Source organism: Clostridium sp. JN-9 (assembly GCF_004103695.1).
Taxonomy (GTDB): Bacteria; Bacillota; Clostridia; order Clostridiales; family Clostridiaceae; genus JN-9.
This window is the reverse complement of sequence record NZ_CP035280.1, coordinates 2,944,989-2,968,671: the sequence shown is the minus strand read 5'-3', so window position 1 is coordinate 2,968,671 and position 23,683 is coordinate 2,944,989. Positions and strand designations below refer to the sequence as shown.

19 protein-coding genes, 1 pseudogene and 1 riboswitch are annotated in these 23,683 nt (G+C 31.7%); all 20 genes and pseudogenes read left to right on the top strand.

The features are described 5' to 3' along the window. Positions 1-28 precede the first annotated feature (28 nt). The 20 genes and pseudogenes from EQM05_RS14195 (at position 29) to EQM05_RS14105 (ending at position 23,668) form a co-directional block, all read left to right on the top strand. On the top strand, positions 29-667 hold the full coding sequence (locus EQM05_RS14195; protein WP_128750672.1) for a DUF4004 family protein: 639 nt from the start codon (positions 29-31) through the stop codon (positions 665-667). 26 nt (positions 668-693) lie between these two features. Next, a complete protein-coding gene (locus EQM05_RS14190) occupies positions 694-1,923 on the top strand; it encodes an MFS transporter (RefSeq protein ID WP_128750670.1) in 1,230 nt (409 codons plus the stop codon). Positions 1,924-2,048: 125 nt separating this feature from the next. Continuing rightward, positions 2,049-2,339: pseudogene (locus EQM05_RS14185) on the top strand (recombinase family protein); the annotation flags it as partial. Next, on the top strand, positions 2,302-3,474 hold the full coding sequence (locus tag EQM05_RS14180) for an RNA-guided endonuclease TnpB family protein (protein ID WP_205694147.1): 1,173 nt from the start codon (positions 2,302-2,304) through the stop codon (positions 3,472-3,474). The pseudogene EQM05_RS14185 and the gene EQM05_RS14180, both read left to right, overlap by 38 nt. Positions 3,475-3,634: 160 nt before the next feature. Next, positions 3,635-4,369, top strand: coding sequence for a polymer-forming cytoskeletal protein (locus tag EQM05_RS14175; protein ID WP_128750666.1), 735 nt, complete (start codon positions 3,635-3,637; stop codon positions 4,367-4,369). Between the two features lie 101 nt (positions 4,370-4,470). Further along, entirely contained in the window at positions 4,471-5,820 is a 1,350-nt protein-coding gene (gene glmM / locus EQM05_RS14170) for a phosphoglucosamine mutase (protein ID WP_128750664.1), read from the top strand. Positions 5,821-6,229: 409 nt separating this feature from the next. Continuing rightward, the gene (glmS, locus tag EQM05_RS14165) at positions 6,230-8,056 is read left to right on the top strand and encodes a glutamine--fructose-6-phosphate transaminase (isomerizing) (RefSeq protein ID WP_128750662.1); all 1,827 of its coding nucleotides are present in this window, start codon (positions 6,230-6,232) and stop codon (positions 8,054-8,056) included. Positions 8,057-8,310: 254 nt separating this feature from the next. Further along, a complete protein-coding gene (locus EQM05_RS14160) occupies positions 8,311-9,009 on the top strand; it encodes a sulfocyanin-like copper-binding protein (RefSeq protein ID WP_128750660.1) in 699 nt (232 codons plus the stop codon). A 344-nt stretch (positions 9,010-9,353) separates the two neighbouring features. Beyond that, positions 9,354-10,982: an IS1182 family transposase gene (locus EQM05_RS14155; protein ID WP_128748757.1), complete on the top strand. Its 1,629-nt coding sequence runs from the start codon at positions 9,354-9,356 to the stop codon at positions 10,980-10,982. A 301-nt stretch (positions 10,983-11,283) separates the two neighbouring features. Next, positions 11,284-11,490: a hypothetical protein gene (locus EQM05_RS15925; RefSeq protein WP_164917310.1), complete on the top strand. Its 207-nt coding sequence runs from the start codon at positions 11,284-11,286 to the stop codon at positions 11,488-11,490. Next, positions 11,420-11,866 (top strand): AlwI family type II restriction endonuclease, encoded by a 447-nt coding sequence (locus EQM05_RS14150; RefSeq protein ID WP_205694146.1) that lies wholly within the window; start codon positions 11,420-11,422, stop codon positions 11,864-11,866. Before EQM05_RS15925 ends, EQM05_RS14150 begins: the two co-directional genes overlap by 71 nt. 252 nt (positions 11,867-12,118) lie before the next feature. Then, positions 12,119-12,658, top strand: a complete 540-nt coding sequence (locus EQM05_RS14145) for a DUF6155 family protein (RefSeq protein WP_205694145.1) — start codon at positions 12,119-12,121, stop codon at positions 12,656-12,658. Between the two features lie 173 nt (positions 12,659-12,831). Then, positions 12,832-13,185 carry a hypothetical protein gene (locus tag EQM05_RS14140; RefSeq protein WP_128750658.1) on the top strand — a complete coding sequence of 118 codons (354 nt, stop codon included), beginning with the start codon at positions 12,832-12,834 and terminating at the stop codon, positions 13,183-13,185. A 72-nt stretch (positions 13,186-13,257) separates the two neighbouring features. Continuing rightward, on the top strand, positions 13,258-13,704 hold the full coding sequence (locus EQM05_RS14135; RefSeq protein ID WP_128750656.1) for a hypothetical protein: 447 nt from the start codon (positions 13,258-13,260) through the stop codon (positions 13,702-13,704). Between the two features lie 11 nt (positions 13,705-13,715). Next, the gene (locus tag EQM05_RS14130; RefSeq protein ID WP_164917309.1) at positions 13,716-14,534 is read left to right on the top strand and encodes a MerR family transcriptional regulator; all 819 of its coding nucleotides are present in this window, start codon (positions 13,716-13,718) and stop codon (positions 14,532-14,534) included. Between the two features lie 64 nt (positions 14,535-14,598). Continuing rightward, positions 14,599-15,909, top strand: a complete 1,311-nt coding sequence (locus tag EQM05_RS14125) for an MATE family efflux transporter (RefSeq protein WP_128750653.1) — start codon at positions 14,599-14,601, stop codon at positions 15,907-15,909. A 91-nt stretch (positions 15,910-16,000) separates the two neighbouring features. Further along, the gene (locus EQM05_RS14120) at positions 16,001-16,540 is read left to right on the top strand and encodes an NUDIX domain-containing protein (RefSeq protein WP_128750651.1); all 540 of its coding nucleotides are present in this window, start codon (positions 16,001-16,003) and stop codon (positions 16,538-16,540) included. A gap of 273 nt (positions 16,541-16,813) precedes the next feature. Next, positions 16,814-18,088, top strand: a complete 1,275-nt coding sequence (locus tag EQM05_RS14115; RefSeq protein WP_128748436.1) for a transposase — start codon at positions 16,814-16,816, stop codon at positions 18,086-18,088. 91 nt (positions 18,089-18,179) lie between these two features. Then, positions 18,180-18,341: riboswitch (M-box (ykoK) riboswitch) on the top strand. 427 nt (positions 18,342-18,768) lie between these two features. Continuing rightward, entirely contained in the window at positions 18,769-21,330 is a 2,562-nt protein-coding gene (gene mgtA / locus EQM05_RS14110) for a magnesium-translocating P-type ATPase (protein ID WP_128750649.1), read from the top strand. 190 nt (positions 21,331-21,520) lie between these two features. After that, positions 21,521-23,668 (top strand): heavy metal translocating P-type ATPase, encoded by a 2,148-nt coding sequence (locus tag EQM05_RS14105; protein ID WP_128750647.1) that lies wholly within the window; start codon positions 21,521-21,523, stop codon positions 23,666-23,668. Positions 23,669-23,683 lie beyond the last annotated feature (15 nt).

Sequence of the window (23,683 nt, the reverse complement as noted above, 5' to 3'; positions counted from 1 at the left end):
ACTATTCTAAAGGAGGGATAGTGTAAATATGGAAGATAATTTAATTTCCAAGAAAGAATTGCTGGAATTGACGGAAATATCATATGGTCAACTGTACAGATGGAAAAGAAAAAAATTAATACCCGAGGAGTGGTTTATAAAAAAGTCCTCCTTTACAGGACAGGAAACTTTCTTTCCGAAGGAAAAAATCCTTTTAAGGATAGAGAAAATAAAATCGCTAAAAGAGGACCTACCCTTGGATGTATTAGCTGAAAAGCTTACTTCAAATCCTATAAATATAAATATCACAAAAGATGAACTGATAAAAAGAAACATTGTTACGAAACAAAGCTTAAAAGTTTTTAATGATAACTTTGGGGAAATAAAAGAATTTAACTTTGAAAGTATGATACTTGTAAAAACATTGGATAAACTGCTTAACTCAGCACTGGTAAGTCTTGATGAAGCAAAGTTATCAATTAATACCTTAAAGGAAAACTATAACAATCTGCAAAATGTAAATTTTTACATGCTGATTATTAGAAAGCTGGGAGTAACTAACTGTATTTTAATTTCTGATTTCAAAAATATCTATTTGGATTCATCATCGAAACTGGTATGTAGGATAGGTATTCAGGAGATAATCTCTGAATTAAAAGAATATAATATTGAATCAGATAAAAATTAATTGGTTTAAAGGTGGGGGGAATATATTTGGGGCGTGATATTAAATTAATAAGCCAGTATAAAAATCTGCCTAAGGAAGTCTATGTCATTTTTATTTCCAGAATGGTAAACAGTATAGGAAGCTTTGTTTACCCTTTATTAGCCTTAATATTAACAAAAAAAATAGGAATGCAAAAGGATGAAGCAGGAATTTTTATAACTTCAATAGCACTGTTTACTGCACCGGGAATGATAATTGGAGGAAAACTTGTAGATAAAATAGGAAGGAAGCTAATACTTGTTATTTTTCAAGGCCTTGGAGCAATAATATTTATTTTATGCGGTTTTTTAAAGCCAGGTATGACAATGGCATATATACTTATGGCAGCACCAATAGTTTCATCAGTATGTTCTCCAGCTCATGATTCAATGATTGCTGACTTGACCACTCCAAGTAATAGAAAACAGGCATATTCTCTTTTATATATGGGGCACAACCTGGGATACTGTATTGGGCCATTTATTGGGGGACTGCTGTTTGAAAATCATTTATCCATTGTGTTCATAGGAGATGGTATAACAACATTATTGTCCCTTATACTTATTCTTATTTTTGTTAAAGAAACTAAATATAGAAATGACAATGAACAGTTTGAAAACGAAGAGAGAGTACTTGAGAAAAATGAGGAAGGCTCTGTATTTAAGGTATTATCCAAGAGACCAATACTTTTGATATATGCTTTTATATTATTCTTTTATCAGTTCGCATACACTCAGTGGGGATTTGCAATACCAATGCAGTTAGGAGATTATTATGGAAATGCAGGAGCCAGATATTATGGAATGATGGGAGCCTTTAATGGATTTATAGTAATAGTATTAACTCCATTAGCAGTAAGATTAACCCATAAGGCAGAAGTTTTAAAGGTTATATCCTTAGGCGGGCTGCTTTACAGTATATCACTAGGAATGCTGGCATTTGTATTTAAGCTTCAGTTTTTCTTTTTATCAATTTTTATTTTAACAATTGGAGAAATTATTATAACAATTAATTCATCAACATTTGTTGCTAATAATACTCCTGCATCTCACAGGGGAAGAATCAATGGAATACTTCCATTGATATACGGGGCTGGAGGAGCTGTAGGGCCTGCAGTTATGGGAACATGGCTGAAAAACTATGGCTATACAACCTCATGGATAATTATAGGAATAATTATGTTATTTGCTTCAGCATTTATGAGGATGCTGACAAAATTTAAAAATAGAAAGGAGTAATAAAATAGTTTATAAGTTTATATGCAAATATATTCAGACATGATGTAATATAATCACAAAAAAAGGAGTGATTATATTTGAGTAAGAACTATAAGCCTAAAGAATTTGCTGAATTATTAAAGGTAGTTATATATACAAGAGTTTCAACTTCTAATCAAAAAGATGATTTAAAAAATCAAGTTATATTTCTTAAACAATATGCTAATGCAAAAGGAATTATTGTAGATGAAGTGATTGAAGATTATGGAAGTGGATTGAATTATAATCGCAAAGATGGGATAAACTTATTGATGAGTGAATGACATCTGTAATCTCAATACTTCATGTTTTTAGCTGCAGAATTTATGGCTTAAGAAAGTATAAAAAAAATAAAGGAAGATGAAGAAGTTGAAAAAAGCATACAAAACAGAGATTAAACCAACAGAAGAACAAATAATAAAGATACATCAAACCATTGGGGTAAGCAGATTCATATATAACTTCTATATTGCTCATAATAAAGAAGTTTATGAAAAAGAAAAAAGATTTGTTAGCGGCATGGGTTTTTCTAAATGGTTTAATAATGAGTATATACCTAATAATCAAGATAAACTTTGGATAAAAGAAGTATCTTCAAAAGCAGTTAAACAGGCTATTATGAATGGAGAAAAAGCTTTTAAGAAGTTCTTCAAAGGTGAAACTGGTTTCCCAAAATTCAAGAAAAAGAAAAATCAAGACGTTAAAGCCTACTTCCCCAAAAACAATGAAACAGACTGGAATATTGAAAGGCATAGGATTAAAATACCAACTTTAGGCTGGATTAGGCTCAAGGAATACGGTTATATACCAGCTAATGGCAGAATAACAAGTGGAACAGTAAGTCAGAAAGCTGATAGATATTATGTTTCTGTATTAGTTGATGAAGATACTGAAACAAACAATAAAACTACATCTATTGGAATAGGCATCGATTTGGGGATTAAAGAATTTGCAGTTTATTCTAATGGAATAACTAAAAAGAATATTAATAAGACTATAAAAGTTAAGAAAATTGAAAAGAAACTGAAACGTGAGCAAAGAAAACTTTCAAGAAAATATGAAAATTTAAAATTAAGAAATAAAAAAGAGAAAGGGGAAACTACTCGTCAAAATATCCAAAAACAAATAGTCAAGGTGCAAAAACTTCATCAAAGACTTACGAATATTAGAACCGATTATATTAATAAGATTGTGCATGAGTTAATAAAGCAAAAACCAAGCTTTATAACAATAGAAGATTTGAATGTAAGAGGAATGATGAAGAATAGACATTTAGCAAAGGCAGTTGCACAGCAAAAGTTTTATGAATTTAGAATTAAACTTATTTCAAAAAGTAAACAAAATGGTATTGAAGTAAGAATAGTTGATAGATTTTATCCAAGTAGTAAAACCTGTAGTTGCTGCGGCAGGATTAAGAAAGATTTAAAACTATCAGATAGGGTGTATAAATGTGATAATTGCAATACTTCTATTGATAGAGATTTAAATGCTTCAATCAATTTAGCTAATGCTAAAGAATATAAGATAGCTTAATTAAACAAGCGCTTATATGTGTACCGAAGGCTATTTCGGGAATTTACGCCTGTGGAGTGCTATACAAACTGTAGTAGCTTAGGCAAGGCAGAGTACGATGAAACAGGAATTTTCTCAGTATGGGTACATTTGACCATATTTTGAGTAGCAGTAAATTTATATGGAGGAAAATTTAAATGATTTAAGATTGTCAGGTGCTGGCAATGCAGGTGGAGGAAAATTTCTGAACGTAAGATTAAGCGGGGCATGTTCAATAAACGGGAGCATAGAATGCACAGACCTGCACTGCAGCGGGGCTTCTGAAATAAGGGGTGGTGTTAAAGCAAAGCATATTAAAACCAGCGGCTCTTCTGACATAAAGGGAGAAGTATCTGCCGAAGAAATTACAATAAGCGGGGCATCACATATAAGGGGAGATGTTAGTACCAATAATATAAAGACCAGCGGGGCTTCTGAAATAAAGGGGAATCTTTCAGCTAACAAAGTTGAAATTTCAGGGGCATCAGAAATTAACGGGGATTGTAACGCTGAGAGCTTTATTGCCAGGGGCGGATTTGACATTGGAGGCTTACTAAATGCGGATAATATAGATATTGAAATAGATGGAAGATGCCGAGCAAGAGAAATAGGAGGAGAAAAAATAAAAGTAGTTGAAGGGTATAGAGTGGGAAGCTCACTTGGCAAGATGTTAAATAGCATTTTCACATCAGAAAGAAAAGAGCTTACAGTGAGCATAATCGAAGGTGATGATATTTTCCTTGAGTATACAATGGCAAGCATAGTAAGGGGAAATAAAGTTGTTATAGGTAAGGGCTGTAATATACACACAGTGGAATATAAGGACAGTATAGAAGTGGATCCAAAGGCTCATGTGTCTGAACAGAAAAAACTGTAACCAATAATAAGAGTTGTTATACCTTAAATAGTATAATATAATATATAATGTTAAATAATATGCAAAACCCAAAAGCTAAATAAAGTGAGGTAATTATTATTATGGGAAGAATGTTTGGTACAGATGGAGTCAGAGGTATAGCAAACAGTGAATTAAGTGCTGAATTGGCATATAAATTAGGAAAAGCAGGGGCATATGTTCTTACAGAAGGAGCTCATAAGCCTAAGATATTAGTTGGAATGGATACAAGAATATCTGGTGACATGCTGGAATCAGCATTGGTGTCGGGTATTTTATCTGTTGGTGCGGAAGCTGTATGTGTAGGAGTAATCCCAACACCAGCAGTGGCATATCTTACAAGAAAATACAATGCAGATGCTGGTGTAGTAATTTCTGCATCACATAATCCTGTGGAATACAATGGAATTAAGTTTTTCAATGGTGAAGGTTATAAACTAAAGGATGAATTAGAGGATAAGATTCAAAGCGTTATTGAAAGCAATTTTGCAGAAGTACCAGTACCAACTGGAGCCAGCCTGGGAAGAAAAACTCAGGAATGCGGTGAAGCTATTGGAGATTATGTGGAGTTTGCAAAATCTACTATTGATGTAAACTTAAATGGTTTGAAAATAGCTTTAGACTGTGCAAATGGGGCATCCTATATTACTTCAGTAAAAGCTTTTAAAGAACTTGGAGCCGAAGTTTTAGTAATTAATAATGATCCTGATGGAATTAATATTAATAAGAATTGCGGGTCAACCCATCCTGAAGAACTTATGGATTATGTTGTAAGAAAAAATTGTGATTTAGGATTTGCCTTTGATGGAGATGCTGATAGATGCCTTGCTGTAGACAGTAACGGCAAGTTAATAAATGGAGATTTTATTATAGCTATTTGTGGAAAATATTTAAATGAAAAGAATAAATTAAATAAAAGCTCGGTTGTAGTTACAGTAATGAGCAACCTGGGTCTTGATATTGCTTTAAATAAAATTGGAATAAAATCTGTAAAAACAAAAGTTGGAGACAGATATGTGCTTGAAGAAATGCTTAAGGAGGACTATAAGCTGGGTGGAGAACAGTCAGGTCATATTATTTTCCTGGATTTTAATACTACTGGTGATGGACTTATAACAGCTCTCCAAATTGCATCAATAGTAAAGAAATCCGGAAAGAAACTTTCAGATTTAGCTTCAATGATGAAGGAACTGCCTCAGGTATTGGTCAATGCTTCTGTACCAAATGATAAAAAGGATATTCATGAGAAAGATGAAGAAATCATTGCTGAAATAAAGAAGATGGAAGCCAGATTAGATGGATGCGGAAGAGTGCTTATAAGACCTTCAGGAACAGAACCGCTTGTAAGGGTAATGCTGGAAGGGGAAGACCAGCAGGAACTTGATGGGATGGCTCATTCTTTAGCAGAACTAATTGAGAAGAAAGCAAATTAATGAAGTTAAATTTCAAAAATTAATTATTATATAAAATAAAATTTATTTTTATTGACCTGGGGACAATTATATTAATATAATATATTGTCCCCTTTAATATGGGAGGTAACATTAAATTACAAAGGCAGGTGAGAATTAGTAAATATACAAAATCTTTAAAGCGCCAGAAGTTAAGCCTTTTGGATTAACTTGACGAGGACGGGGAGTATCGAAGTCTTCGGCGGATGCCCCGCGGTAAGCACTACCGTTAAAGATTGGTAAAGCCAGAAAGTGATTTCTGGAACAACATCAATCAGGTGTTAAAAACTTTTTAAATACCAACCAAAATTCAATTTTAGGGGGTTGGATTCAATTTTATCCCTGAAATGTAAGGGTAGAAGTGTTTCTAAATTTAGGAAGGAAGATATTTATGTGCGGAATAGTAGGCTATATTGGTAAAAAACAAGCCTCAGATATTTTAATTGAAGGACTTAGAAAACTGGAATACAGAGGATATGATTCAGCAGGTGTGGCAGTAATTGATAAAGACAGCCTGCAGGTAGTTAAATGTAAAGGAAGACTTGTAAACCTTGAGGAAAAACTTAAGACTGAAAAGGCACCTGGACAAATTGGCATTGGCCACACAAGATGGGCTACTCATGGAGAGCCGTCAGATGTTAATTCACATCCACATTCCAATGAAAAAGGAACTATCAGCGTTGTCCACAATGGAATAATTGAAAACTACCTTCATTTGAAGGAGTGGTTAACTAAAAAAGGATATAAATTCGTTTCTGAAACAGATACTGAGGTTATTCCTCAGCTAATAGACTACTACTATGAGGGGGACCTTTTAGATGCAGTAATGAAAGCTGTTTCAAAAATGGAAGGAAGTTATGCCATTGGTGTAGTTAGTACTGAAGAACCAGATAAAATAGTAGCTGTTAGAAAAGACAGCCCATTAATAGTAGGTTTAGGTAAGGATGAATATTTCATAGCTTCAGATATACCAGCAGTACTAAATCATACAAGAGATATTTATCTTTTAAATGATAAGGAATTTGTTGTTTTGACAAAAGATGGTGTAAAACTCTATACTGATGAAAAAGAAGAAATAAATAAAGATATCTTCCATGTAACATGGAATGCCGATGCTGCTGAAAAAGGCGGATATGAGCACTTTATGCTGAAAGAGATTCATGAACAGCCAAAGGCTATTAAAGATACAATGACATCAAGAATTATGCTTGGGAAACCTGTAACAATTGATGACATTACTTTAACAAAAAAACAAATAGCAAATATTGATAAAATATATATTGTTGCATGTGGTACAGCTTACCATGCAGGTTTAGTAGGCAAATATGCCATTGAAAAGCTTGCAAGAATAACAGTAGAGGTTGACGTTGCATCAGAATTCAGATACAGAGATCCTCTGGTAAATGAAAAAACACTGATGATAGTGATAAGCCAATCTGGTGAAACAGCTGATACTTTAGCAGCACTAAGATTAGGAAAAGAAAAGGGAGCAAGGGTTATAGCTATATCAAATGTAGTTGGAAGTTCTATTTCAAGAGAAGCAGACGATGTACTGTACACCTGGGCAGGACCTGAAATTGCGGTTGCTTCAACAAAAGCATATGTAACACAGCTTATTGCATTATATGTGGTTGCATTGTATTTTGCACAGGAAAAAGGAACATTAAGCAGTGAAGAAATTGAAACTATAAAAGCTGAGATGCTGAAACTTCCTGAAAAGGCTGAAAAGGCAATTGAAAATAAGGAAGTAGTTCAGAAATTTGCCTCAAAAAACTATATGCACAAGGATATGTTCTTCTTAGGAAGAGGCGTTGATTATGCAGTTGCCTTAGAAGGTTCATTAAAGTTAAAAGAAATATCCTATATTCATGCAGATGCATATGCAGGCGGAGAATTAAAGCACGGCCCAATAGCTCTTATAGAGGATGGAACTGTTGTTATAGTTCTTGCCACTCAGAAGAAATTATTTGAAAAAATGGTTAGTAACATTAAAGAAATAAAAACAAGAGGAGCAAAAGTATTAGCTTTTGCACAGGAAGGTCATACAGAGGTTGAAAAAACTGTTGATTCAGCCAGATATATTCCTGAAACATTGGATATATTAACTCCGGTTCTTTCAGTTATACCTTTGCAGTTACTTGCATACTATATGGCAGTACAAAAGGGCTGCGATGTAGATAAGCCAAGAAATTTAGCAAAATCAGTTACTGTAGAATAGGTTAAAAAGGGAATAGCCTTTTGCAGTATTTCTAAGAAGTCTTAAAATATAATAAGTTTAAGGGAACTTATTTGAATAAGGGTAGAGATAATCATTGAAAGTGATTATCTCTGCCTTTTGTTATTTTAAAGATTATTCAATGATCACATAACAATTTTATTGCAAATTCAATATAAAGTTTCCATAATTCCCACATAATTTATTAGTATTATTTAAATAGAAAATATATTAATTAAAGTGAGGAGAGATTAATAATGAAATCATCAAAATTATTATGGTCAAGTCTTATAGCATTGAGTTTGCTTTTATGTGCATCTTATATAATACCCAAATCTTACTATAGAACAAATGCAGCGGCTAAAGTAGTTAATAATAACAGCAGCAATTTGAATACAGCAAATAACTACAGCAGAAGAGGAAACGAATCTTATGGATATGGAATGATGGGAAGAAACCGAGGTTACAATTCAAGTTCATATTTACAAGGGTTAATAAGCGAAGATAAAGTTAATGAGGAAATAAAAAATTCCACAGCAAATGCAAAAATTGATAAACAAAGTAATAGTATAACTTATTCTGGAAACAGTATAAATATAGTGCTATTGGCCAGTGGTAAACAGGCAGATGATAAATTTGAAGCAGCTGGTTTAATAAATCCTACAATATATATCCCAAGAGATTCCACTGTAACTTTAGAATTGATCAATGAGGATGAAGACGTGTCACATGCATTAGAAATTACCAGTGCAGCGCCTCCCTATGGATATATGTCTATGATGCAGGGCGAAGTTTATCCGGGAAGTTTTATAAATCCAATTCCAAGTGCAGCAAATGGAAAGCTTTATTCAGCATCAGTATCATTCACAGCAAGTCATGATGGCAGTTTTTATTATATATGTCAATATCCAGGCCATGCTGCACAAGGAATGTACGGAAAAATAATAGTGCAATAAATTAAATAAAAAATGATATTTTAATTTAGGAATACAAATGAAAAAATTAGATATTAAAGAAAATCAATTAATTGACGGAGCAGTAGTATCAAGTCAAAATGAATTTTTCCGATATGCTGAAGATTCAAGAACGGTTCTATATTTATAAGATGATTTGGGCTATTTTTTCCATGCAAGATACCAGTTTATGAAGACAATGAAACTGTAAAAATTGGTATTATAAGCCCTGAAAAATTTATATGGTAAAAGGGGCTGTTGCACTAAAATAATTGGTGCGGCAGCTTTTTTACATAAAAATAAATCTTCCACTCGAAAGAGTGAAAGATTTATAGTAAAATTAACATATGAGAAAATACATTAATTCACACAAAAATTATACTTTATATCGTGGAAATTATCAATTAAAACTTCCATTAAATATTGAGTACATGATTCCCAATAATGATTCAGTGCGTTTGCTAAGTCAATTTGTAGAGGAGATGGATTTAACAGATTTATATTCGACTTATTCCCGAATAAGGGAAAATCAGGCTACGCCACGTCAGATGCTGAAGATTGTACTTTACTCCTATATGAATCATAATTATTCATCAAGAGCAATGGAGCTATCCTGCAAAAGAGATGTAAATTTCATGTACCTTTTAGAAGGTTCACCAGCACCAGATCATTCTACTTTTGCAAGATTTCGTAGTATTCATTTTGCCCCGTGCTCAGAAACAATAATGGCTGAAATGTCAAATTTTCTTTATGAGATTGGAGAAATATCAGGAGATACTATATTTATTGATGGTACAAAGATAGAGGCATGTGCTAACAAGTATACTTTCGTCTGGAAAAAAGCAGTTTCAAAAAACCTGGAGAGATTACTTTCTAAATTAGCTGATTTTGTAGCCGAATGTGAGGAATTGTATGGAATAAAGCTTGTATACGAAAACAAAGTAAAAATGAAACATGTAAAAAAGCTACGCAAAAAGCTTTACGCCTTGAAAAAGGAAGAAAATATTGAATTTGTACATGGATGTGGTAAAAGGAAAACTCCTATTCAACGTTCTATTGAAAAACTTGAGGAATACCTTAGAAAGTTAAAAGAATATACACAGAAAATCCATACCTGCGGTAAACGTAATAGCTATTCCAAGACAGATAAAGATGCAACCTTTATGAGGATGAAAGAGGATGCTATGAAAAATGGTCAGTTAAAACCAGGTTACAATGTTCAGAATGGAGTAGATTCCCAATATATAGTATGGGTTACTGTTTGCGATAAGCCTGGGGACACAACAACATTGATTCCATTTATAAAAAGCATGGAGGATTCCTTGTACTTTAAGTATTTTAAAATTGATGCGGATTCAGGTTACGAGAGTGAAGAAAATTATCTTTATATCAAAGAAAATGGACAGCTATCATATATTAAACCAGCAAATTATGAAATATCAAAAACAAGAAAATATAAACATGATATAAGCAGAATAGAAAACATGGATTATACTGAATTGGGCGATTATTATACTTGCAAAAATAATAAGAAACTAACAGTAAATAAAATAGTAAAAAGGAAAAGTAAGACTGGCTATATAAGTGAAAAAACAATCTATACTTGTGAGGACTGCAGTAACTGTGTTTACAAGAGTAAATGCATAAGAGGACATAACTGTAAAACGCCATTAGAAGAAAGGGTTAAAAATCTTGAGACTTCAAAACTATTCAACATGCTTCGCAAAGAGGATCTTGAAAGAATTATAAGTGATGATGGTTGCGAGTTGAGAATGAATCGAAGTATTCAAGCCGAAGGCTCTTTTGGAGAGATAAAACAGGATATGGGATTTCGTAGATATCTATGCAAAGGTAAAAAGAATGTTTTGGCAGAAAGTATTTTGTTAGCAATGGCACATAATATAAATAAGCTACATAATAAAATTCAGTTAGATAGAACTGAAACGCATCTTTTTCCACTTAAAAAAGGTGCATAATTATCAAACTTTAAAATTTTAAAAACTCTGCAAATCAAAAAAAGCCTTAATATGAAAGGCTTATTAAAGTGCGTCTTTTTTTAATTATCAAGCTCATTGGGGACTAAAATATCATTAAATTTTCTATAAAACACAAAAAAAATGCTGCCGCGTTAGCATATTTTTTTATGCTAATGCGACAGCCCCTTTATAGAGGCAACAGGCAATGCTATGAATAAAATTTATAACAAATATAGTCAAGGTATATAAAATGCAAGTTATGGGATAATACTCTCAAAACGTATTGTTGGAGGAAAAGGAAATGAATACTTGTGGAAACTGTATTTGGTTTGAAAGTTTTGTAGGTGAAAAAATAGGTGTGTGTAGATGTGGTTCTACAGATGAAGAAGTTACAGCAGATAAAAAATGTGCCAGTATAAAATATGAGGGAAAAATATATGAAGATAATACAAACAATATTAATAATAAAATCTTTGAAAGAACGAGTTATTACTTTATTAAAAAGTAGAGATCAATGGTTTAATGAAGGACAACCAGTAATGAGACATCTAAGGGACTTTGAGAGCAAGGAACAAAATAAAGAAAATTATTGTTTATTTATAGCGCCAATCATTCATAGGGATACATTAAATACCTTTTGGTTTAGCATTAAGATGGGATATGAAGGCAAAATTCAAAAAATAATACCATTAAGTATTGAACAGTATACGAAAATTTTAAATATTGCCATAGAAAAGAAAAATCAAAATTCTATTAGGATTAATAATAAACATATAAAAAATTTAATTGATTTAATTTATGAGGATTCTAAGAACTATATGGATTGCACACAATGGGTTGGTAATTTTGACAATATTATAGAAGCTTGGAGTAATGGCCTTTAATTCACAATGCTTAAAAGGAGTAATGTATAATAAGGTTCTTTCTTATAATTTCAATTCTAAAAGCAGCTAGTTAACTAGAAAAGAAGATATCATGAAAAGCAGATATCACGATAAGCCATGTTCCTTTTTAAGATATATTTTTATATAAACAGTAAGTTTATTATGATATTTTGAGATCTAAGCTTACATTGGGCTTCCTTTTTATATATAATAATAGTAATAAATTTTATTTATATGAAGGAGAAAAAAACTATGTCAAACTTAAAGATAAATGATCTAAAATCATATTTGAAAGATAAGAGCAATGATGGACTAATAAAAGAGATAATAGAATTAACAAAGCAGTTCCCGGAAGTAAAACAATACTATGGAGTAAAATTAAATCCTGCTTCTGAAACAGAAGTCTTTGAAAAATATAAAAAGATTATCGAAAATGAATTCTTTCCTGATAGAGGCCTTGGTAAAATGAGATATTCAAATGTAAACAAGGCTATAAGTGACTTTAAGAAGATATCCAATAATACTCAGTTAATTGCTGAACTTATGCTTTATTATGCAGAGGTAGGTGTAGAGTTCACTAATGAATTTGGTGACATAGATGAAAGATTTTATAACACCATTGAAAGAGCATATAATAATGCGTTGGAATATATTTTTAAAAATGACTTACAAGAGAAATTTAAAAATAAGGCTGATGAAATAAAACTTAATACTGGTTGTATAGGTTGGGGATTTAATGAAAATATGAATGAGATATATTACGATTATTATAGCGATTTCGAAGGTGAATAATTTTATTAATAATAAAAATAAGATGTTGGATATTCTTATTGATGATTCTAATTAAACAGTAAAAGACAAAGGCGTATTAAGGGACTACTTAGACAAAGTGGTTCTTTTTTTATTTAGTCGATTCCATTATATGTATAAGATAGTGTATAATTTAATAAATGGAGGTGTAGTTTATGGGAGTTAAAATAATTGATACTTTTAAGGATTTTGAAGAATGCTTTAAAGATAAATTAGATGCTTCAGTAGAAGATAAAATTGATTTGTGGGAAAAGTGCTATATAAGCAAATATCCCGAACTTGAAAATAAATGTAAAAAGGATTATGAAAACATTGGATACGATTGGAGAGATATAGCAAGCACCATGGTTTTTAATAGAACTAAGAATGATTTTTCTAAGATGAAAGAGGCCTATAGTAACATTCTTTCAATCATATGTGATATAAATGAAAAAGTGGAGGAAGTATTTAGATTGACAATAGATATAAATGTTGTTTTATATGCGGGCCTTTGTAATAGTGCAGGTTGAGTAGATTTTTATGGCGGCAAGAGGTCAGTTTTATTTGGCATAGATAAGATTGCTGAACTTGGTTGGCATACCATGGGAAAGCTGCAATCTCTTGCTGCACATGAACTTTGTCATGTTATTCACTTCCAATTAAGAGGCGAGGATAATCTGCCAGACGGAGTTGAAAGAAATAATTATAATATAGGAATATGGAGAATATACGAAGAAGGCTTTGCTCAATATTTTCAAAACAAATTGCTGCTAAATGAAATTGACAGCAGAGGTAAAGAGTGGATTCTAAAATGTAATGAAAATACTAAAGAATTAAAAAGGTTGTATTTAGAGGCACTACAGGATAATGACATAGGAGTTCGCAACTTCTTTGGAGATTGGTTTCAGGTATTGGGTATAAGTGATGCTGGTTACCTTTTAGGCTCAGGACTAATTAAAAGACTTGATAAAAAGTATAGTATTGAATTAACTGCAAAGTTATCCTTTAGTGATATAAAAGATGAAGTATTAGCATTCTTGCAAGATTGATGGAGGTTTTTATGGAGAAATATTTTTCAATAGGAGAGATATCTAAACTATCCAATTTATCTGTTCAAACCTTAAGACATTATGATAAATTAGGACTTTTAAAACCCAGTTTAGCTAAGGATAATGGATACAGGTATTATTCTCTGGAACAATTTTATAAGTTAGATTTAATAATATTTTATAGAAAATTAGGATTATCCCTTTCAGAAATAAAAGAAATTATATCAAACAAAGCTAATATAGAAGATGCACTTGGACTCTTACAAAATCAAGAATATGAAATGGATAGACAAATTAAGGAGCTTCAAAAGCAAAGGAACTTAATTCAAAAGAAAAACCAACACATAAAATCTATGCTTGCGAAGCCTTTAGAAACAGCATTTTTAAATGAAAAACCTAAAAAGAAGATTGCTAAGGTAAATATGGAGAATAAAAATTTAGAGGATGCAGAAATAAGTTTTAGAAAAGCCTTAAATACATTCCCTAAGCTAGATGACCTTTTGAATTTGGAAGTTCTGTATGAAATAAACTATGAACAGTTTAACAAAAATAAAGAGGCAAAATATAATATTTATTTTAATATTACGGACAACGATATAGAAGATGATGAAAACATTAAGGTTTGTGAACTTCAAGAAGGATTATATGCATCTATCCTTTATATTGACTATTATAGTAACTACGAAAAATATGTAAGACTACTCTTCAAATTTATTGAGGATGAAAACTTAAAGGCTGAAGGGTCTTTGTATGAAAGCTATATAGCTTCAGAGTTTTGTGATGATAGAGAGAAAGGTTTTATAGAATTATTTATAAAGGTTGCAAAGTAAGAATTTTATTGACTCTACAATAGTTGTAGAGTATATAATTCTTCTCTGTAAGGAGGAGATTATATTGATAAGAAAATTTTTCAACTATGTAATTCCAGCTGTAATCGGAATGCTGGTGACATCATTATATATAGTTGTGGATGGAATGTTTGTTGGCAAAGGGGTAGGAAGCAATGCATTGGCAGCAGTAAATATAGCATTTCCACCAAACCTGATAGCCACGGCATTAGCGCTAATAATTTCTGTTGGTGGATCAACCTTAGTTGCCATGAACTTGGGGGCTGGCAAAAATGAGGATGCTATAGATAAATTTAATGAATCTATTTTATTTCTGATTATAGTGGCAATAGTACTACTTATTGTAGGTGTATTTTTTTCAAAGCCTATAGCTTATGCCTTGGGAGCACCGGATTCTTTAATAGAGGATGTGTATAATTATATAAAATTTTGTTTCATATTTTCTGTACCTTTAGTTTTAAGCGAGGGACTAAACTGTTTTTTAAGAAATGATGGTGCACCAAAGCTTGCCATGTATGCAATGATATCAGGATCACTAACTAACATATTGCTGGATTATATATTTATTTTTATATTTAAATGGGGAGTTATAGGGGCTGCTATTGCTACAGGGTTAGGTGAACTTGTAAGCATGACCATAGCAATTATTTACTTTCTAAGTGGAAAAGGAATCCTCAGATTTAAAAAATGCAAAATATCCTTTAAATCAATCAAAGATATAACAATAATAGGATTTCCAGCATTCTTAACAGAGTGTACCATAGCAGTTGTAACCATGGCCTTTAACATGGTAATTTTAAAAAGAATTGGGGAAACTGGTGCTGCAACCTACAGCATAATAAACTATACTTTAACAGTGATAAATATGATATTTGTGGGCATAGCCCAAGGAATGCAGCCGCTATTAAGCTTTTATTATGGGGCTAAAGAAGAGGATAAAGTTAAATACTATTATTCACTATCTATAAAAAGTGTACTTGCAGCAGCCTTTGTTAATTATTTTGTTTTCCTACTATTTGGAAAACGGATAATATCATTTTTTACTAACGATATGGATTTGATAAACGTAACATATAATGCACTTAAGATATTTAGCTTGGGAACTTTCTTTGCTGGTATTAATGTAATTGAATCTGCCTATTTTCAAAGCATCAAAATGTGCAAAATTTCAACTGCCATATGCGTATTTAGAGGATTTATGGCCACGCAAATTTCTTTATTCATATTGCCAGGATTAATAGGTGATAACGGAATATGGCTTAGTAATTTAGGCGGAGAATTATTAGTCTTCTTAGTAGTAATGGCCAGCCAGAAGAAGTATGAGAGAAGGGATTGGTGTCATCCACTTGACAAATGACATATCAAAAGAAGGTAAGTATAAATAAATATAATAAAACTATAAATAATAAGTATCATATGTATTAAAAATTTAATTTGTGAGGTTATAGATGAAAACGTTAATTGTAATGGATTCAAATAATTATGATGATTCTATGCCGCGCTTCTTCAGAGAGGCAGTGCGTGCAATAATACTTACTAATAAAAAAATAGCCCTGGTGAAAAGTGAAAAAGCAGGTTACTACAAGTTTCCAGGCGGAGGCATTGAGAATGGAGAAACACATCAACAAACACTAATAAGAGAAACAAAAGAAGAAACTGGTTTGAATATAGATACTTCCTCCATAAAGGTATATGGCAAGGTTAAGGAAATAAGAAAAAGCCTTTATGATAATGAAGTATTTGAACAAATTTCATATTATTATTTCTGTAAAGTAATTGAAAATGAAATTTCACACACTAATCTGGACAAGTATGAAGCAGAACTTGGTTATCATTTAGAATATGTCACTATAGATGAGGCAATAAAGCAAAATAGTACTTATGAGAGTAAAGAGGGTTTGGAATTCATTAAAAGAGAAACAAATATATTAAGGTTATTATTAAATCGCCAAAATGATAACAAAATTGCTAAACATAATCCTTCTTAATAATTTAGAGTTTCCCCTTTTTTAAAAGATTATTTGAATAAAAGCTGTGGATAAGTAAATCTAAGATTTAAAACTATCTACAGATTAAAAATTTAGAGTTTCCCCTTTTTTTAAAAGACTATTTAAATAAAACCTGTGGATAAGTAAATTTAAGATTTAAAACTATCCACAGATTTATAAAATTGCATAAAAAATGAATAAAACAGTCCATTGTTTTGATATAATGAATTTGCGACAAAACAAAAATCAATAGCAGATGGAGATGTTTTATTCATGATTAATTATAGCAAATTATCGTACCAAATAAAAAGAAAATTATTAACTTTTTCAAAAAAAATCTCAATAAATTTATCAAGACCTAATTATAAATTTATTGCACAGATGATTTATGGAATTTCAGAAAGCCAGACTGTGCTTTTAAGTGGCATATCAAGAGCTCTTAAAGAGGATATCTCTTTAAAGAAAACCATTGAAAGACTTTCTAATAACCTTAGAACGTTTGATAAACAAAGTGTTGTAATAAACAACTACATTTCTGAAATAAAACCATACATTAATGACAATACAGTATTTTGCGTTGATGGTTCTGAAATCACAAAACGTAATAGTAAAGTTTTAGAAGCTATGGGCAAGGTACGTGATGGCAGCACAGGTGAAACCAATGTCAATGGATATAATTGTCTTGAAATTGCTGCACTTACAAGTAAGTATAGTATGCCTATATCTGTGTACTCAAAAATGTATTCAAACATTGAAAAAGGCTTTGTAAGTGAGAATGAAGAAACTTTTAAAGGATTAAATTTTATTAGACAAAGTTTTAATAATAAGGGCATTAAAGCTCTTGATAGGGGTTATGATAGCAGAAAGTTTTATGAATACTTTATAGATAATAAAGAAAACTTTGTTATTCGAGCAAAAGGCAATAGAAATGTTATTCATAATGGTAAAGTTATGAATATACTTAAACTTGCAAACAAGTATAAAGGAAAGTTTTCGACTATAGTCACCAATAAAGCTGGTAGGGCTAAAAAATGCAAATTTAGCTTTATACAAATAACATTGCCAGATATACCTGATAAGCCTCTTACACTTGTAGTAATAAGAGGCTTTGGCAAAATACCTATGATGCTTATCAGCAATATTAAGCCTAATGATAAGAAATTAACCTTAGCTATAATTAAGGTTTACATTAAACGTTGGAAGATAGAAGAATATTTCAGATTTAAAAAACAGCAGTTTGATTTTGAAAATATAAGAGTAAGAAGTTTAAATTCAATAAGAACTATGAATTTATTTCTAACCTTAATTATAGGTTTTGCTGCAACACTTTCAGAAAAAAGAGGAGAAAGTGCATTAATCATATGCATTCAAAACATATCTAAGCGTATTTATGATATACCTGATTTTAATTATTATGCATTAGCTGATGGTATTTATGCAGTATTAAAGAAAACGCATACTGGTATTAAAAATTTTATTAAACCGGTTTCCAAAACCAAGACTACACAACAACTAATTATGGCTCAGGTACTAGAATTAGTAGGATAACCTTAATTCAAGATATTAATTTTGGGGAAACTCTAAATTAAAAATGTGTTGACATTTCTGGATGATGAGCATAAAATAATATTGTAAATTGAATAAACCTCGGTAGGTGAGGTTACTACAAGGATACGGGTTGCTGCCGAAAAAGAGTGGAAACACTTTGAACTGGTCAGCAGATTTTGCCGAACAAAGAAGGCTTAATCTAATGCAGCTTCATTGCCTTGCAGAGCCAAAACTTGAACGAGAAAGCATTGCTTTTTATGCCTTCGTCATGCTCAGGTTTTGACGGAGGTTTTTTATTTTGAATTTTCGGAGGTGAAAAGGATGGATGCTGGAGCCGGTAGTATGAACTGTGAAGACAAAGGCTTATTTTGCAAGAGGAATAAAATATATACTATCTTAGATGACATTCTTTTCATAGAAGAGTCCCATCTAAAATTGTAGTTATGAATATTTAAATAACCTTTTCTATACGCCTTTCTTTTATTGGAAGTTTTCAATGTCTTCACTGTTTATTTACTAAAATCAGCAAAGATATCTTGTAATTAATAGCCAATTAATGGGATTAAAAAGCAGTTTCTTAATCCTTACTCTGTTATTGCTTTTTTTGCAAAGTATATAGCATAACAGATAAAGTATTAAATTGGTTATATGAAGAATTTAGTAAAAGTGAGGTGGCTGTTATGGTATTAAAAAAGCTAGTAAATTCAATTGAAAATAAATTTATTGAAACTATTTTAAAAAATTTAGATACTACTATTAATGGATTATCTGAACAAGAAGCAGAGGAAAGAATTGATAAGTATGGATATAATGAAATAGGAGAAGGTACAAACAACTCCATAATTAAGAAATTATTATCAAACTTAAAGAACCCCTTAGTTATTTTACTGGCTGTACTTGCAGTAATATCATATATTACTGGAGATACAAGTGCAGCAGTAGTAATGGTAATAATGATTATACTTGGGGTAGTATTAAAGTTTGTGCAGGAAGTAAGAGCAGATAATTCTGCTGAAGAATTAAGATCAATGGTAAGCACTACTGCCACTGTAATAAGAGATGGAATGCAAAAAGAAATTCCCCTAAGACTGATTGTACCAGGTGACATTATTCATTTGGCATCAGGTGATATGATACCAGCGGATATACAGCTTGTAGTATCCAAGGATTTGTTTGTAAATCAATCATCTCTTACTGGAGAGTCACTTCCAGTAGAGAAAAATGTTGTAGACGGTCATTGGGAAAGTGAACTGGAGAACCCTAACTTATGTTTTATGGGTACTAACGTAGAAAGCGGCACTGCCATTGCTGTTGCGCTGACTACAGGTAAGAAGACTTACTTTGGTCAATTAAGCAGTAAATTAACTGCTGAAAGACCAATGACTAGTTTTGATAAAGGTGTAAACCAGTATACATGGCTAATGATTAAATTCATATTTGTTATGGCACCACTGGTATTTCTTATTAATGGTTTAACTAAAGGAAATTGGTTTGAGGCTTTTTTATTTGGTATTGCAGTAGCAGTAGGTCTTACTCCAGAGATGCTTCCTATGATTGTTACAGTAAATTTAACTAAAGGTGCCATGACTATGGCAAAAAAGAATGTAATAGTAAAGAAATTAAATGCCATACAAAATTTTGGAGCAATGGATGTGCTTTGTACAGATAAGACAGGCACCATTACTTGTGGTAAAGTTATTCTTGAAAAATATCTAAATATCTATGGTAATGACTCGAAAAGGGTTTTAAAGTATGGGTTTATCAATAGCTTTTATCAAACAGGATTAAGAAATGTTATGGATACTGCTATTCTTGCTCATAAAGATGAGGAAGAAGATTATTTTAATATTGAGAAGAAATATGATAAAATAGATGAAATTCCATTTGATTTTATAAGAAAAAGAATGTCAGTTGTTGTAGAAAACAAAAGAATGGAGCATGTATTAATTTGTAAAGGTGCTGTAGAGGAAGTATTAAGTTTATGTAATGTATATGAAACTAAAGAAGGTACAGAACCTTTTATGGGCAGAATGACAGATAAAATTGAAAATATGATATGGAATTTAAATGCTGAAGGTTACAGGGTTATTGCAGTAGCATATAAGATATTTGATAAAAATAAAAAAGAATATGCTGTATCAGATGAAAGCGGATTAACATTACTTGGATTTTTGGCATTCCTTGATCCGCCAAAGGATACTTCAGCAGAGGCCATTTCCAAATTCCATAAATATAATGTGGATGTGAAAGTTCTTACAGGAGATAATGAAACAGTAACCAAGAAGATTTGTCAGGAAGTTAATTTACCTGTAGATAAAATACTTCTAGGCAATGAGATAGATATGATGTCCGATGAAGAATTAAGTAAGGCAGCAGAGAAAACTTCTGTTTTTGCTAAACTTTCACCAATGCACAAAGAACGAATAATAAAAGCACTGCAAAGCAGAGAACATGTAGTTGGTTTTATGGGAGATGGTATCAATGATGCTCCGGCACTTAAAGCAGCAGATGTAGGAGTTTCAGTTGACACAGCTGTTGATATTGCAAAAGAGTCTTCAGACATTATACTTCTTGAAAACAATCTGCTTGTACTTGAAGAAGGTGTACTTGAAGGAAGAAGAGTATTTGGAAATATAGTTAAGTATATTAAAATGACTGCAAGTTCTAATTTTGGCAACATGTTCAGTGTGCTTGGGGCAAGTATATTTGTACCTTTTTTACCAATGATGCCAATACAGGTTTTAACTAATAATTTATTGTATGATATATCACAGACTACTATACCTACAGATTCAGTAGATGATGAATGGATATCAATACCGAGAAAGTGGGCAGTTGATGAAATAAAGCGCTTTATTATTCATATAGGGCCAATTAGTTCTATATTTGATTACACCACTTATCTTATGATGTTATTTATATTTAATGCCTGGAATAATCCAGCATTGTTCCAAACAGGCTGGTTTCTTGAATCGCTGTTTACACAGACATTAATAATACATGTAATAAGAACAAATAAAATACCATTTATTCAAAGCAGGGCAAGTAATCCTCTTATGATAACTTCATTATTGATAGTGATTTTTGGTGTAATATTAGTTAATTCACCACTTGCAAGTGCATTTGGGTTTACTAAATTACCTGCATTATATTATTTACTGTTAGCACTTACATTATTGTGTTATGTAGTGTTAACTCAAATAGTAAAAGTATGGTATATAAAAAAATATGATATTGAATAAAATGAAAACAGGCTTATATTAATAATATACGGCCTGTTTTTTAATTTTCAAATATTGACTCTATAGTTGATTTTTAATAACAAAAGGCATATAATTATATCATAACATATGAATGCCTATTCATATGTTCATAAATTGAATATATAAAATTTAAACATTTATTATCAATAAATAGAGGGGAAGGGATTTTATGGAGTCGGTATTAATGAAAAAGCTTATATTAGATGGACTGGATTGCGCAAATTGTGCAGCAAAAATAGAAGCTAAGATAAATGCTCTTGAGGGTGTAAAACAGGCTTCCATGAATTTCGCAAATAAGACAATCACCATTGAAATAAGTGATGCTGACAAGTCAGAGGAGATAATAAATAAGGCTAAAAAAATTATAGATACAATTGAGCCAGATGTTAAGATAATAGAGCCTGATGAAAGTTCTGCGAAAAATACCAAAAAGAATGTGAAATCATTAGAGGATGAAGAAAAGAATGAATCAAACAGGAATGAAATTATAAGACTTGGTATAGGTGCTGCACTGTTTGCTATAGGATTGATATTTAAATTTTCATTCTGGACAGAACTTACAATTTACCTTACAAGTTATATTTTAGTTGGCGGAGAAGTTGTAATAAAGGCAATTAAAAATATAGCAAGAGGCCAGGTCTTTGATGAAAATTTCTTAATGACTATAGCAACAATTGGCGCATTTTCAATAAAACAATTTCCAGAGGGAGTTGCAGTAATGCTGTTCTATGAGATAGGAGAATATTTTCAGGACGCTGCCGTAAACAGTTCAAGAAAATCAATTTCATCCTTAATGGATATAAGGCCTGATTATGCAAACCTTATTGCTGGTAATGAAGAAAAAAGGATAGATCCGGATGATGCCAGAATTGGGGATAGAATTATTGTTAAACCAGGTGAGAAGATACCATTGGATGGAAGAATACTTGAAGGCAGATCCATGGTTAACACATCTGCATTAACAGGGGAATCAGTTCCAAGAGAAGTTCAGGCAGGAAATGATGTACTTGCAGGATTTATCAATACAAATGGTGTTTTAACAATTGAAGTTACTAAAGAATTTGGGGAATCAACAGTAGCCAAAATATTAGATCTGGTGCAAAATGCCACAAGCAGAAAGGCTCCAACTGAAAACTTTATAACTAAATTTGCAAGATACTACACTCCAGCTGTTGTTTTTGCTGCTGCTTTTCTGGCAGTTATACCTCCACTTATAATTCCAGGTGCTGAATTTTCTAACTGGTTATACAGAGCTTTGGTGTTTTTAGTGGTATCATGCCCCTGTGCATTAGTTATATCAGTTCCTCTCAGTTTCTTTGGGGGCATTGGAGGTGCATCAAAAAATGGAATTTTGGTTAAGGGAAGTAACTATTTAGAAGCACTAAACAATGTTGAAACAATTGTATTTGACAAAACTGGAACATTAACAAAGGGTGTATTTAAAGTAACAAAAATAAGCAATGAAAACGGAATAACAAAAGATGAACTGTTAAAGTATGCTTCATATGCAGAAAGCTATTCAAATCATCCTATTGCAGCATCTATTTTAAATGAATACAACAAGGAAATTAATAAAGATAACATAAGTGATTATGAGGAAATATCAGGTTATGGAATAAAGGCTAATGTTAGTGGAAAAGAAGTTCTTGCAGGAAATGTGAAACTGATGAATAGGGACAACATTGAATTTAGTAATGTAGACGAAGCTGGAACAGTAGTTCATGTAGCCTTAGATAAAAAGTATGCAGGATATATATTAATATCAGATGAGATTAAAGATGACTCCAGGGAAGCAATCTCCAAACTTAAGAGAATTGGGATTAAAAAAACAGTTATGCTTACAGGTGACAGCAGGCAGGTTGGGGAAAAGGTTGCAAAAGAATTAGGACTGAATGAAGTCTATGCAGAGCTTTTACCAGATCAGAAAGTTGAAAGACTAGAGCAGCTTGATAAACAAATATCATCCATCGGGAAACTTGCATTTGTAGGTGATGGAATAAATGATGCTCCTGTACTTGCAAGGGCTGACATAGGCATTGCAATGGGAGGGCTTGGTTCAGATGCTGCAATTGAGGCTGCAGACATAGTTATAATGAATGATGAGCCTTCAAAGATTGTAAGTGCTATAAATATAGCTAAAAGAACCAAGAAAATTGTATGGCAGAATATTATATTTGCATTAACAGTTAAAGCTATAGTCCTTATATTAGGTGCAGTTGGTATAGCTACAATGTGGGAAGCTGTATTTGCAGATGTAGGAGTAACATTAATTGCAGTTTTAAATTCTATGAGAGTTATGAATGTTAAAGATATCTAATATATAACTATATCT